The 12596-nt window shown below is 71.4% G+C and carries 11 protein-coding genes and 1 pseudogene; 9 read left to right on the forward strand and 3 right to left on the reverse strand.

Features of this window, described 5'->3' with window-relative positions:
- Position 1 precedes the first annotated feature (1 nt).
- The 8 genes and pseudogenes from cobA to IPK81_14955 all read left to right on the forward strand — a co-directional run bounded on the left by cobA (position 2) and on the right by IPK81_14955 (position 7866).
- Positions 2-1342, forward strand: coding sequence for a uroporphyrinogen-III C-methyltransferase (gene cobA, locus IPK81_14920; GenBank protein QQS10913.1), 1341 nt, complete (start codon positions 2-4; stop codon positions 1340-1342).
- Positions 1342-1659 (forward strand): DUF2849 domain-containing protein, encoded by a 318-nt coding sequence (locus IPK81_14925; GenBank protein ID QQS10914.1) that lies wholly within the window; start codon positions 1342-1344, stop codon positions 1657-1659. Before cobA ends, IPK81_14925 begins: the two co-directional genes overlap by 1 nt.
- A gap of 7 nt (positions 1660-1666) precedes the next feature.
- A pseudogene (locus tag IPK81_14930) lies at positions 1667-3321 on the forward strand (nitrite/sulfite reductase).
- On the forward strand, positions 3308-3814 hold the full coding sequence (locus IPK81_14935) for a DUF934 domain-containing protein (protein ID QQS10915.1): 507 nt from the start codon (positions 3308-3310) through the stop codon (positions 3812-3814). Before IPK81_14930 ends, IPK81_14935 begins: the two are co-directional and overlap by 14 nt.
- 161 nt (positions 3815-3975) lie before the next feature.
- Complete coding sequence (locus IPK81_14940) at positions 3976-5082, forward strand: 5-methyltetrahydropteroyltriglutamate--homocysteine S-methyltransferase (GenBank protein ID QQS10916.1); 1107 nt, start codon at positions 3976-3978, stop codon at positions 5080-5082.
- Positions 5083-5190: 108 nt separating this feature from the next.
- Positions 5191-5895, forward strand: a complete 705-nt coding sequence (locus IPK81_14945) for a CoA transferase subunit A (protein ID QQS10917.1) — start codon at positions 5191-5193, stop codon at positions 5893-5895.
- A 157-nt stretch (positions 5896-6052) separates the two neighbouring features.
- Positions 6053-6712, forward strand: a complete 660-nt coding sequence (locus IPK81_14950; protein QQS10918.1) for a CoA transferase subunit B — start codon at positions 6053-6055, stop codon at positions 6710-6712.
- 203 nt (positions 6713-6915) lie between these two features.
- Complete coding sequence (locus IPK81_14955; GenBank protein ID QQS10919.1) at positions 6916-7866, forward strand: DMT family transporter; 951 nt, start codon at positions 6916-6918, stop codon at positions 7864-7866.
- A gap of 6 nt (positions 7867-7872) precedes the next feature.
- On the opposite strand, the gene rmuC is transcribed toward IPK81_14955, so the two are convergent.
- From rmuC to IPK81_14970, 3 genes are all read right to left on the reverse strand, one after another.
- Positions 7873-9474: a DNA recombination protein RmuC gene (gene rmuC, locus IPK81_14960; GenBank protein ID QQS10920.1), complete on the reverse strand. Its 1602-nt coding sequence runs from the start codon at positions 9472-9474 to the stop codon at positions 7873-7875.
- A gap of 59 nt (positions 9475-9533) precedes the next feature.
- The gene (locus IPK81_14965) at positions 9534-10880 is read right to left on the reverse strand and encodes a hypothetical protein (protein ID QQS10921.1); all 1347 of its coding nucleotides are present in this window, start codon (positions 10878-10880) and stop codon (positions 9534-9536) included.
- Positions 10881-10953: 73 nt separating this feature from the next.
- Positions 10954-11304: a DUF1232 domain-containing protein gene (locus IPK81_14970; GenBank protein QQS10922.1), complete on the reverse strand. Its 351-nt coding sequence runs from the start codon at positions 11302-11304 to the stop codon at positions 10954-10956.
- Positions 11305-11459: 155 nt separating this feature from the next.
- Between IPK81_14970 and IPK81_14975 the strand changes: the two genes are divergently transcribed.
- Positions 11460-12452 (forward strand): tripartite tricarboxylate transporter substrate binding protein, encoded by a 993-nt coding sequence (locus IPK81_14975; GenBank protein ID QQS10923.1) that lies wholly within the window; start codon positions 11460-11462, stop codon positions 12450-12452.
- Positions 12453-12596 lie beyond the last annotated feature (144 nt).

The following is a 12596-nucleotide window of genomic DNA, read 5'->3' on the forward strand; positions in this document are numbered from 1 at the left end:
CATGAAGCATCTCCCGGCGTTCTTCGATCTCGCGGGCCGGTCCGTGCTGGTGGTCGGGGCCACCGACTCAGCGGCGCAGCGCGCGCGGCTGGCGCGGGACGCCGGCGCCGACGTGGTCGAGGCCGAAGATATCGATTCCAGCGACTTGGCCGCGCGGCGTCCGGTCATCGCGTTCGTCGCGACCGGCGACGCGGCGCGCGATGGCGTGGTCGCTTCCGCGCTGCGGGCGGCCGGCGTTCCGGTCAACGTGGTCGACCGGCCGGCGCTCAGCGATTTCATCATGCCGGCCATCGTCGACCGCGGCGACGTCGTGGTGGCCGTGTCGACCGGCGGCGCCTCGCCGACCCTGGCGCGCCACATCCGGCAGCTCGTCGAGCGCGCGCTGCCGTCGCGGATCGGCGCGCTCGCCGCCTTCGGCGCCCGTTTCCGCGACACCGTCAAGCGCGCCGTCGAGCGACCCGACGCGCGCCGGAGGTTGTGGGAACGCGTCGTCGCCGGCCCGATCGGGCAGGACGTCCTCGCCGGACGCGACGGCGTGGCCGCCGCGGCGATGCTGCGCGCGCTGAACGCGCCGGCGGCGACGCGCGCGCCGGAGGGCTCGATCGCGCTGGTCGGCGCCGGCCCCGGCGATCCCGAGGTGTTGACGCTGCGCGCCGCGCGGCTGCTCGGCGAGGCAGACGTGCTGCTGTACGACGACCTCGTCGATCCCGCGATCCTCGACATGGCGCGCCGCGACGCGCTGCGCGTCGGGGTCGGCAAGCGCAAGGGCAGGCCGTCGATGCCGCAGGCCGAGATCAACGCGCTGATGGTCGAGCACGCCCGCGCCGGCCACCGCGTCGTCCGCCTCAAGGGTGGCGATCCGTTCGTGTTCGGCCGCGGCGGCGAGGAGCGCGACCACGCCCGCGCCCATGGTTTCGATCCGGTCGTCGTGCCGGGCATCACGGCGGCGCTGGGCTGCGGCGCGTCGGCCGGCATCCCGCTGACCCACCGCGACCACGCCTCGGCCATCACCTTCGTCACCGCGCAGCGCAAGCCCGGCGACGACGCGCCGGACTGGGCGGCGCTGGCCCGCGCCGGCCACACGCTGGCGATCTACATGGGGCTGACCTCGGCGCGCGACGTCCGCGACGGCCTGGTGGCCGGCGGGCTGTCCGCCGCCACGCCGGTCGCGGTCGTGCAGAACGGCACGCGCGCCAATCAAAGCGTCTCGTGCGGAACCCTGTCGGATCTCGCCGTCCTGGCCGCGCGCCACCCCGGCGACGGACCGGCGCTGATCGTCGTCGGCGCGGTGGCGGCCTTGGCCGACATTCCGCCCGGACTTCTTCTCGCGGAGGCATCGTGATGGCCAAGAACGTCGCCGGCGAAGTCCAGGTCGTCACCGCCAACCGTCTGCGCGACGGCGTGGTCGTGTACCTCGCCGCCAACGGCCAGTGGACCACCGACATCGGCGCGGCGGCGCTGGCGCGCGACGCCCAGGCGGCGTCGCTGCTGCTGTCGATCGGCGCGGTCGCCGCCGCCGAGTCGCGCGTGATCGAGCCCTACCTCGCCGCCGTGGTGGAGGAGGGCGCGAGCGTCGTGCCGGTGACGCTGCGCGAGCGCATCCGCGCGACCGGGCTGACGATGGACGTGATCGCGGCCGAAGCGCTGAGCTACGCCTGAGGCCGCGATGTACCGCTACGACCACCACGACACCACTTTCGTCGCCGAGCGCGTGGCGCAATTCCGCGACCAGGCGGCGCGCCGGCTGTCGGGCGAGATCAGCGAGGACGAGTTCAAGCCGCTGCGCCTGCAGAACGGCCTGTACCTGCAGCTGCACGCCTACATGCTGCGGGTGGCGATCCCCTACGGCACGCTGAGTTCGACGCAGCTGCGGGCGCTGGCGGGGATCGCGCGCAAGTACGACCGGGGCTATGGCCACTTCACGACGCGCCAGAACATCCAGTTCAACTGGATCAAGCTGGAGCAGGCGGCCGACGCGCTGGCCGACCTGGCGGCGGTCGGCATGCACGCCATCCAGACCAGCGGCAACTGCATCCGCAACACGACCGCCGACCACTGGGCCGGCGTCGCGCCGGACGAGATCGAGGATCCGAGGATCTGGTGCGAGATCATCCGCCAGTGGTCCACCGTCCACCCGGAGTTCTCGTTCCTGCCGCGCAAGTTCAAGATCGCGGTCGCCGGCTCGCCCAACGACCGCGCCGCCGTGCGCGTGCACGACATCGGCCTGCGCATGGTGCGCGACGCGGCCGGCGAGACCGGCTTCGAGGTCATCGTCGGCGGCGGGCTCGGGCGCACGCCGATCATCGGCAAGACGGTGCGCGCGTTCCTGCCGAAACGTCATCTGCTGTCCTATCTCGAGGCGATCCTGCGCGTGTACAACCGCTTCGGCCGCCGCGACAACCTCTACAAGGCGCGCATCAAGATCCTGGTGCACGAACTGGGCATCGACGAGGTCCGCCGCCAGGTCGAGGCGGAGTGGCTGGAGATCCGCGACGGCGCGCTCGACCTGCCGGCCGACGTCGTGGGCGCCATCGCGTCGCAGTTCGCGCCGCCGGCGTACGCGCGACAGCCCGCGATCTCGCCCGAGGTCGAGCGCCTGCGGCTGGAGGACCGCGACTTCGCGCGCTGGCTGAAGGCCAACGTCGCGCCGCACCGCCAGGCCGGCTACGCCATCGTCAACCTGTCGCTGAAGCCGGAGGGCGCGCCGCCGGGCGACGCCAGCGCCGCCCAGCTCGAGGCGATCGCCGATCTGGCCGACAGCGACAGCTTCGGCGAGGTCCGCGTCACCCACGAGCAGAACCTCGTGCTGCCCGACGTCGCCGTCGCGCGCCTGCCGGCGGTGTGGCGCGAGCTGCGGCGCATCGACTGCGCCACGCCCAACCTCGGCATGATCTCCGACATCATCGCCTGCCCGGGCCTCGACTACTGCGCGCTGGCCAACGCCCGCGCCATCCCGGTGGCGCAGCGCATCTCCCGCCGCTTCGCCGACCTCGACCGCCAGCACGACATCGGCGAGCTGAAGCTCAAGATCTCGGGCTGCATCAACGCCTGCGGCCACCATCATGTCGGCCACATCGGCATCCTCGGCGTCGAGAAGAACGGCGTTGAGTTCTACCAGCTCACGCTCGGCGGCCACGCCGGCGACGACGTGTCTTTGGGCGCGCTGGTCGGCCCGGCGGTCGGTGCCGACCAGGTGGTCGAGGCGGTCGATCGCTGGTCGCGACCTACGTCGAGGAGCGCCGGGGCGGCGAACGCTTCCTCGACACCTACCGGCGCGTCGGCCTCGCGCCGTTCAAGGAACGCCTCTATGCCGCTGCTTAGGGACGGCAACGTCGTCGAGGATCGCTGGACGCGCGTCGACGACGCGGCGGAGATCCCCGCCGACGCGCCGGCGATCGTCGGCTTCGCGCGTCTCGCGCGCGAGGGGGACGCGCTGACGGGCCGCAACGGCCCGCTCGGCGTGGCGCTGCGCAACACCGACGCGGTCGAGGACCTGGCGCCCTACCTGCCGCGTCTCGCGCTGGTGGCGCTGGAGTTCCCGAAGTTCAGCGACGGGCGCGCCTTCTCGCAGGCCCGTCTGCTGCGCGAGCGCCACGGCTTCAAGGGCGAGCTGCGCGCCACCGGCAACGTGCTGCCCGACCAGCTTCTGCACATGCGGCGCTGCGGTTTCGACGCCTTCGAGCTGGCCAAGGGCGATCCGGCCAAGTCGTGGGCGCGCGCCGTCCGTGGTTTCAGCGCCCACTACCAGCCCGCCGGCGACGCCGCCGCGCCGGTGTCGGCGCTGCGTCGTCGCGTCGCGGCCGCCGCCGACTGAGAGGTCATCGGCGCGTACCGGCGCCGCGCCGGCCTTCGTTCCTCCCCGATCTTCACCGGCGTGGCAACGCCGCGCGTTGGTGTACGATGCCCTCCGTGACGCGCGTCCTCCGAGGTGCGCGCCGCCGGCGCCCGACGCCGGTCCCTGGGGAGGGAAGCCGCATGAGACGCGACACGCCACCGTTCCGCGCCGACCACGTCGGCAGCCTCCTGCGGTCGCCCGCGCTCAAGGCGGCGCGCGCCGAGCGCGAGCGCGGCGGCATCGGCGCCGTCGCGCTGCGGGCGATCGAGGACCGCGAGATCGCGGCCCTGGTGGCGCACCAGCAGGCCATCGGCCTCCAGTCGGTGACCGACGGCGAATACCGCCGCTCGATGTGGCATTTCGACTTCCTCGAGCGCCTCGGCGGCGTCGAGGGCTTCACGTCGGACCGCGGCATCCAGTTCCAGGGCGGCATCGCGACCAAGGCCAAGGGGCTACGGGTCGTCGGCAAGCTCGGCTTCAACGGCCATCCGATGATCGACCATTTCCGCTACCTGAGGAGCGTCGCCAAGGTGACGCCCAAGATGACGATCCCGTCGCCCAGCGTGCTGCATTTCCGGGGCGGCCGCAGCGCCGTCAGCGCCGAGGTCTATCCCGACATGCGCGATTTCTACCGCGATCTCGGCGACGCTTACGGGCAGGCGGTGCGCGCCTTCGCCGACGCGGGCTGCCGCTATCTCCAGCTCGACGAGACCAACCTCACCTACCTGTGCGACACGGAGCAGCGCCGCATCCTGGTCGAGCGCGGCGACGATCCCGACAAGCTGCCGGCGATCTACGCCGACATGATCAACCGGTCGATCGCCGGGCGGCCGGCCGACATGACGATCGCCATGCACCTGTGCCGCGGCAATTTCCGATCGTCGTGGATCGCCACCGGCGGCTACGAGCCCGTCGCCGAGATCCTGTTCAACGGCATCGACGTCGACGCCTATTTCATGGAGTACGACACCGACCGCGCCGGCGGCTTCGAACCGCTGCGCTTCGTGCCCAAGGGCAAGACCGTCGTGCTCGGCGTCGTGACCACGAAGACGGGCGTCCTGGAGTCCAAGGACGAGGTCAAGCGCCGTGTCGAGGCGGCCGCGAAGTTCGTCGACATCGACCAACTTTGTCTGAGCCCGCAATGCGGCTTCGCCAGCACGGAGGAGGGCAACGTGCTCGCCGAGGAGGCGCAATGGGCGAAATTGCGCCTCGTCGTCGAGGTGGCGCGCGAGGTCTGGGGCGGCTGAGCGCCGCGGCGGCGCGCGCCGCATTGACTCGCCGCCGGGCCGCGTCGATAACCGATTCCGCACCGCGGCGCGCCCGATGCGCGGCGGCCACGTTTCCGGACGGAGCCCATGGCGAAAAGCAAGGTCTACAAGGACGCCGCGTCGGCGCTGGAAGGCGTGCTCAGGGACGGCATGATGGTCATGTGCGGCGGCTTCGGCCTGGTCGGCGTGCCCGACCGGCTGATCGGCGCGATGCGCGATTCCGGCGTCAAGGACCTGACCTGCGTGTCGAACAACGCCGGCGTCGACGGCGCCGGCCTCGGCCTGCTCCTGGCGACGCGGCAGATCAAGAAGATGATCTCGTCCTATGTCGGAGAGAACAAGATCTTCGCCCAGCAGTACCTCGCCGGCGAGCTCGAGCTCGAGTTCAACCCACAGGGCACGCTGGCCGAGCGCTGCCGCGCCGGCGGCGCCGGCATTCCCGCCTTCTTCACGCCGACCGGCGTCGGCACCGTCATCGCCGACGGCAAGGAGGTGCGCGAGTTCAACGGCCGCCGCTACGTCATGGAGACGGGCCTGTTCGCGGACGTCTCGCTGGTGCGCGCCTGGAAGGGCGACACCGCCGGCAACCTCGTCTACCGGAAGGCGGCGCGGAACTTCAATCCGATGATGGCGACCGCGTCGCGCTTCACCGTCGCCGAGGTCGAGGAGATCGTCGAGACCGGCGCGCTCGATCCCGACCACATCCACACGCCCGGCATCTTCGTGAAGCGCATCATCTGCGGCGCGCCCTACGAGAAGAAGGTCGAGCAGCGCACGACGCGCAAGGCGTGACGGCGGGCGGGACGGCGCGCGCTGTCTGGCGAACCCACCCCTTCCGTCATTCCGTGCGCAGCGAGGAATCTTTCGGCCGTGAAGCCGGCGCGGGAAGGTGAAAGATTCCTCGCTGCGCCCGGAATGACGGAGATACGGAAATTCTGAGGAGGCACACATGGCCTGGAACCGCGATCAGATCGCCGCGCGCGCGGCCAAGGAACTGAAGGACGGCTACTACGTGAACCTCGGCATCGGGATCCCGACGCTGGTGTCGAACTACGTCGCCGAGGACATGGACGTCACCCTGCAGAGCGAGAACGGCATGCTCGGCGTCGGCCCGTTCCCGCTCGAGAACGAACTCGATCCCGACATCATCAACGCCGGCAAGCAGACCGTCACCGAGATCAAGGGCACGTCGTATTTCTCGTCCGCCGACTCCTTCGGGATGGTGCGCGGCGGGCACATCGACCTGTCGATCCTCGGCGCCATGGAGGTGGCCGAGAACGGCGACCTCGCGAACTGGATGATCCCCGGCAAGATGGTCAAGGGCATGGGCGGGGCGATGGATCTCGTCGCCGGCGTGAAGCGCGTCATCGTCGTGATGGAGCACGTCTCCAAGGACGGCGCCTCGAAGCTGCTGCCGGCCTGCACCCTGCCGCTGACCGGCCAGCGCGTCGTCGACATGGTGATCACGGAACTCGGCGTGTTCGGCGTCGACAAAGCCGGCGACGGCGGGGTGACCCTGATCCAGCTCGCCGACGGCGTGACGGTCGACGAGGTCAAAGCCAAGACCAAGGCCAAGCTGACGGTGCCGGCGTCGCTGCAAGCCGCCTGATTTCGCTTTTCTGCCCGTTCAGGCGTCCAGATGCCCCGCGTTTTCGGGGCTCCAGCCGCATCATGGCGTAAGGATGGACGTGTTTCGGCGGTTTGGGTGGCCGAGGCATGCGTTTTCGGACGTGGTCGGCTGATATCGCATAGCGTATTGATGACGGCGTCGCGGCGATGGCATCGAGTGATGTCCCGCCGCCGGAGTCCGCCATGTTCGCCGCCGGGTCGCCCGCGTTTCCGATGCCGTTGATCGCCGCCGTCCGGGCGCTGCCGCCGAACCTGCGCGGCGCTCTCTGGATCATCGCCAGCGGCTTCGTCTTCACGAGCGTCAGCGTCTTCATCCGCCTGTCTGTGCGCGAACTGGACAGCCTCCAGGTCTCGTTCTTCCGCGCCGTCTTCGGCCTGCTGTTCATCGCCCCGGCGTTGATCCGCTTGCGCATGAATCCGCTGGGGACGTCGCGCCTGGGGCAGCATTTCTGGCGCGCCGCGCTGGGCACCGCGTCGATGGCCTGCGGCTTCTACGCGGCGGCGCATCTGCACATCGCCGAGTCGACCTCGATCAGCTTCGCCGCGCCCCTGTTCATCACCGCCATCGCCGCGTTGTTCATGGGCGAGGACGTGCGCTGGCGCCGCTGGGCCGCGACCATCGCGGGCTTCGCCGGCGTCGTCATCATGCTGCGGCCCGGCGCCGAGACCCTGCAATGGGCCGCGCTGGTCGCGGTCGCCGGCGCGTTCCTGACGGCCTGCTCGGCGATGCTGGTGAAGCAGCTTTCGGCGCACGAGCCGCCGATGCGCATGCTGGCGACCTTCGCGATCTTCTCGACGCTGTTCCTGGTCGGCCCGGCGATCTGGGTGTGGCGCTGGCCCTCGCCGCATGTCTGGCTGTACGTCGCCGCGATCGGCGTCTGCGCCACCATCGGCCAGTATTTCTGGGTGCGCGCCTACGCCATCGCCCAGGCCTCGGCGGTGGCGCCGTTCGACTATTTCCGCATGCCGTTCTCGGTGCTGGTCGGCTTCGTGATGTTCTCGGAGCTGCCGACCATCTGGACCTTCGTCGGCACCATGGTGATCGCCGCCTCGGGCCTCTACATCGCCCACCGCGAGGCGGTGCGCGGCAAGCGCATCACCGCAGAGGTCAAGCCGCACAAGAACCTGGCCTGATCCGGCTCAGGACGGCGGCGCGGCCGGCGGAAGCTGGAGATCGCCGCCGAGGCGCGGCTCGCGCACCGCCGTCTCGATCTCCTTGAGGTCGGGCAGATCCTTGGGGCGTTCACCCGGCGTCAGGTCGCGAAGTTGCCGGGCGGTCGGGAACACGCGGCCCTCGAGGCTGCCGATGAAGCGGTTGTACTGCGCGGCGGCGGCCTCGAGGCTCTTGCCCAGCGCCAGCACCGGTTCGCCCATCGTCGACAGGCGCTGATAGAGCTCGGTGCCAAGGCGGCCGATCTCGCGCGCGTTCTCGGTGGTCTTGATCTGGTTCCAGCCATAGGCGACGGCCTTTGCCAGCGCCACCAGCGTCGTCGGCGTCACCACCAGCACGCGCCGCGAGATCGCGTACTCGAACAGGTCGGGGTCACGCTCGGCGGCGGCGCTGTAGAAATTCTCGCCCGGCACGAACATGGCGACGAAGTCCGGCGCGTCGTCGAACTGCGACCAGTAATCCTTGGCCGCCAGCAGGGTGACGTGCTGCTTGAGCTGGCGGGCGTGCTCCATCAGCTTCGCGTCGCGCGCCGCCTCGTCGGGCGCGTCGATCGATTCGAGATAGGCCGACAGCGACGTCTTGGCGTCGACCACGATGCTGCGGCCGCCGGGCAGGCGGATGACGGCGTCGGGACGCAGCCGGCCGCTCTCGGTGTCGACGCTGTGCTCCAGCACGAAGTCGACGTGCTCGCTCATGCCCGCGAGCTCCATGACGCGCCGCAACTGGTGCTCGCCCCAGCGGCCGCGCGTCTTAGGCGCCGCCCGCAGCGCCATGGCCAGCCCGCTGGCGGCGCCGCGCACCGATTCCTGGCCGCGCACGACGTCCTCGAGCTGCTGGCGCATCGCGCCGTAGGCCTTGGCGTTCTCCTGCTCCAGATCGGTCAGGCGCTTCTGGTAGGCCAGCAGCGTCTCGGCGACGGGTTTGACCAGCCCGTCGATCGCCGCCTGGCGCTTCTCGAGATCCGCGTCGGCGGCCCCCAGGCGCTTGCCGTGCTCGGCCTCGACCAGCTCGCGGTGGCTCTTGAGCAGCTCGTCGGCGCGCTCGACCAGCGATTTGCGGCTCTGTTCCAGCGCGGCGTCGGCCAGCGCCTTCATGCGCGCCTCGACGTCGTCGCGCAGCGCGGTCAACGCCGCGACCTTCTCGCCCTGCGCCTTCTCGCGCTCGACCAGCTCCGTCTCGAGCCGGCTCTTCTCGGCGGCGAGCGCGTCGAGCCGGGCGCGGGCCGCCGTCAGCTCGCCTTCGACCACCGGCACGCGCTCGGCCTGCGCCGCGAGGCGCGATTTCTCGGACAGCAACGCGTCGCCCGCGTCCTCGGCGGCGCGCAGGCGGTTCTCGAGCTCCGGCACGCGCGCCGCCACCGTCTCCAGCGCCGCGAACCGCACGCGCTCCTCGTGGACGGCCGTCGCGGCCGCCGTGGCCTCGGCCCGGGCGGCGTCGCGCTCGCCCAGCGCGGCGCGCAGGCGCGGGCCGCGCATCAACCCGCCGATCCACGCGCCGACGCCGAGCGCCACCAGCGCGGCGGCGACGAGCGGCCAGATCAGGTCCGGCGGAATGGTCGGGAGCGGGGGCATCGGCGGTCTCTTGGTTGCCGGCGAGACTCGCAGATCGCGCCCCGCCGATCAACGCGGCCTCACCGTTTCACCGCGTCGACGCGCGTGATGTCGGTCCGGCCGCCGGTCGGCAGCGGTATCAGGCCGGGCAGCGTCGGCTGGAAGGTGTCGCGCCGGAACGTATAGGTGATCCGGAACGGCCCGTAGGTCACCTGCTGGGCGCCGGCCCCGCAGGCGTAGGTCTGCACGCACGCGACGGTGCACGGCCCGGTGACGCCGGGCAGCGCGCCGAGCGCGTCGCGGCCGGCCGGCTGGTTGCCGGGCCCGACGTCGAACACGAAATGCGAATCGGGGAAGCTGTTGCGCGCCTGGCCACCGGCCGGGACGTTCCATGGCATCTCGATGTTGCCGATCGGCAGGCGGATCGAGTTGCCCTGCCCGCCGACCGTGAAATTGCGGTGGCCGCCGGTGCCGCACAGCGCGGCGGCGTTGGGGATGGCGCACGTGTTCGAGGCCGCGTCGAGCCGCACGGTCTCGACAATGCGGGCGCCGCTCCAGTTGCGCGCGGCCGGCCGCGCCTCCATCGTCGAGACGATGCCGCCGCCGGTGCGGCCGCCGCGCGCGAACCATTGGCGGTCGACGATGTCGTCGTGCGCCGTGGCGCCGCTGACGACCAGCGAGTCGGGACAGGATGGATCGCCGCCAGCGTCGGGACAGTAGAGCGAGAGCGCCTGCACGACGCGCTGCCGCGGCAGGACGAAGGTGTCGGCCACCGCGACGGAGATCGCCGAGACGCCGCCAGTCGCACGGCAGGCGATCGTGGCCAGGCCCTCCTCCACCACGTTGGCGGGCAGCCGGGTGCGGCCGAAGCCGCCCTCGGGGTGGTGCCACCGCCCCTCCTCGCGGGCGACGCGGAAGAAGCTCCGCGCACCGCGGCCGGTGATCCGGGAGCACTCGATGGCGAGATCGGCGGCGTAGTCGAACTGGGTGAAGCGCACCACGCGCGCGCGCACGCCGCTGACCATCTCGTCCTGCGCGCAGGTCATCGCGGGGTGCGCGTCGCCGCCGCCGCCGCCGGCCGCGGCGCCCGGCCGCGACGCGGTCCAGCGGCAGCCGTTGGCGTCGCACACCGGCGTGGCGCAGGCGACCTGTACGCGGTCGAGCACGTTGCCGCGCCGGATGCCGACGCCGACGATCGCGTCGCCCGCCGGACAGCGCAGGGCGCTGAGCTCGTAGTTGACGCCGAGGCGTCTGCCGCCAGCCTGGCCGCCGGGGCGGTTCGCGGTGTCGACCTCGCCGGGTCCAGGCCGCGATTGCAGCGTCTGGACGGTGCGCTGCGCCGAGGCGGCGCCGGGAAGGGACCACGTGACGGCGGCCGCCAAAAGCGCCGGCGCGAGCAGACACGCGAGGAACGGACGATCAGGCATGGCCGGCTCCACCGCTGGCCGGCGGTCGCGCCCCGGCCGATGCGGCCAGCCTAACGCCTAGCCGCGCAGGCCTTCAATCGACGTCGATGGATTTCAGCCAGCGGCCGGCCCGTGCGCGGTGCGCGTCGGTGATGCTGCCGCCGACGATCTTAAGCGCCGTAAGCAGGACCGCGGCGTCGTCGGTGAAGCCGAGCGCCGCGATGAAGTCGGGCACGGCGTCGATCGGCAGGACGAAATACGCCAGCGCCCCGACCAGCGTGGCGCGCACCTTGAACGGCGTCGCCGGATCGCGGGCGCAGAACCACGCCGCCACGGCGTCCTCGGCGAACGGCACGCGGCGGGCGACCGATTTGATCTTGTTGACGAATCCCGCGCGGACGGTGGCGGCGTTCTGGGCGTAGCTGCGGGAATCCGACATGGGCATCGCGAACCTCCACGGTCCGGCGGTGAGATGGGCACGCCTGCGCCGGAAACAAGTGCCGCCCGTGGCCCGCGCGCTCGACAGCCGGCGCTTCGGACGGTAAACGCCGTCGCCGTCCGAAACCGCGCCATCATGCGTCCACCTCGGGGAATGTCCAGATGATCCGTCGTACCACCCGCCGTGCCGCCTTGGGCGCCGCCGGCGCCACTCTCGCCGCCGCCCTGTCGCGTGGCGCGCACGCGCAGGGCGCCGACTGGCCGAAGCAGCCGATCAAGTTCGTGGTGCCGTTCCCGCCGGGCGGCTCGGTCGATCCGCTGGCCCGGCTTGTGGCGCAGCGGCTGACGGAGACCCATGGGTGGAACATCGTGATCGACAACCGCGCCGGCGCCAGCGGCTCGGTCGGCACGGCCATCGTCGCGAAGGCGCCGCCCGACGGCCACAGCTTCGTGTTCGTGTTCGACACCCACGGCGTCAATCCGACGCTGATCCCCGGGATGCCGTTCGACACCCAGAAGGACCTCGATCCGGTCAGCGTGGTCAGCACCTCGTCGATGGTGTTCTCGACCCACGAGAGCCGCCCGTACAAGAGCTTCGCCGACGTCGTCGCCGCCGTGAAGGCCAAGCCGGACTCCGTGTCGTTCGGCAGCATCGGCAACGGCAGCCTCGCGCATCTCACGATGATGCTGCTGCAGAAGCAAGGCGGGTTCCGCATCCTGCACGTGCCCTACAAGGGCGGCGCGCCGATGCTGCAGGACGCCGTGGCCGGCCAGATCGACACCGCGTTCTCGACCGTGGCGCACCAGATGCCGCAGATCCGCAATGGCAAGCTGCGCCCGCTGGTGGTCACCGGCGACAAGCGCGCGCCGCAGCTACCCGACGTGCCGTCGCTGGCCGAGGTCGGCTTCCCCGGCTTCTCCGCCAAGGCGTGGTGGGGCGTGCTCGCGCCGGCCGGCACGCCGAAGCCGATCATCGAGCGCATGAACGCCGAGCTGCGCCGCATCCTCGGCGAGCCGGCCGTCAAGCAGCGGCTGGCCGACCAGCTCGGCATGGACATCTGGGCGAGTTCGCCGGAGGAAATGCGCGCCTTCGTCGCCGCCGAGATCGACCGCTGGGGCAAGGTCGTGCGCGAGAACGGCATCAAGGCCGATTGAGCGACCGCCTGGACCGCCGTCGATCCGCGCGAATCGCGCTTGATCGACGGCGGACGCGGAAGATAATCGACAAGGGCGGGCGCTGTGGGGCGCCGGTCCGGGGGGATGCCGATGCCGGACGATCCGCAAAGCGCTCGCGTGGTT

Source organism: Rhodospirillales bacterium, from assembly GCA_016699855.1.
Lineage (GTDB): Bacteria > Pseudomonadota > Alphaproteobacteria > Reyranellales > Reyranellaceae.

Excerpts from the sequence above, each read along its gene's own strand:
- cobA (QQS10913.1), top strand. The coding sequence starts at position 2 with ATGAAGCATCTCCCGGCGTTCTTCGATCTCGCGGGCCGGTCCGTGCTG.
- IPK81_14925 (QQS10914.1), top strand. The coding sequence starts at position 1,342 with ATGGCCAAGAACGTCGCCGGCGAAGTCCAGGTCGTCACCGCCAACCGT.
- IPK81_14935 (QQS10915.1), top strand. The coding sequence starts at position 3,308 with ATGCCGCTGCTTAGGGACGGCAACGTCGTCGAGGATCGCTGGACGCGC.
- IPK81_14940 (QQS10916.1), top strand. The coding sequence starts at position 3,976 with ATGAGACGCGACACGCCACCGTTCCGCGCCGACCACGTCGGCAGCCTC.
- IPK81_14945 (QQS10917.1), top strand. The coding sequence starts at position 5,191 with ATGGCGAAAAGCAAGGTCTACAAGGACGCCGCGTCGGCGCTGGAAGGC.
- IPK81_14950 (QQS10918.1), top strand. The coding sequence starts at position 6,053 with ATGGCCTGGAACCGCGATCAGATCGCCGCGCGCGCGGCCAAGGAACTG.
- IPK81_14955 (QQS10919.1), top strand. The coding sequence starts at position 6,916 with ATGTTCGCCGCCGGGTCGCCCGCGTTTCCGATGCCGTTGATCGCCGCC.
- rmuC (QQS10920.1), bottom strand. The coding sequence starts at position 9,474 with ATGCCCCCGCTCCCGACCATTCCGCCGGACCTGATCTGGCCGCTCGTC.
- IPK81_14965 (QQS10921.1), bottom strand. The coding sequence starts at position 10,880 with ATGCCTGATCGTCCGTTCCTCGCGTGTCTGCTCGCGCCGGCGCTTTTG.
- IPK81_14970 (QQS10922.1), bottom strand. The coding sequence starts at position 11,304 with ATGCCCATGTCGGATTCCCGCAGCTACGCCCAGAACGCCGCCACCGTC.
- IPK81_14975 (QQS10923.1), top strand. The coding sequence starts at position 11,460 with ATGATCCGTCGTACCACCCGCCGTGCCGCCTTGGGCGCCGCCGGCGCC.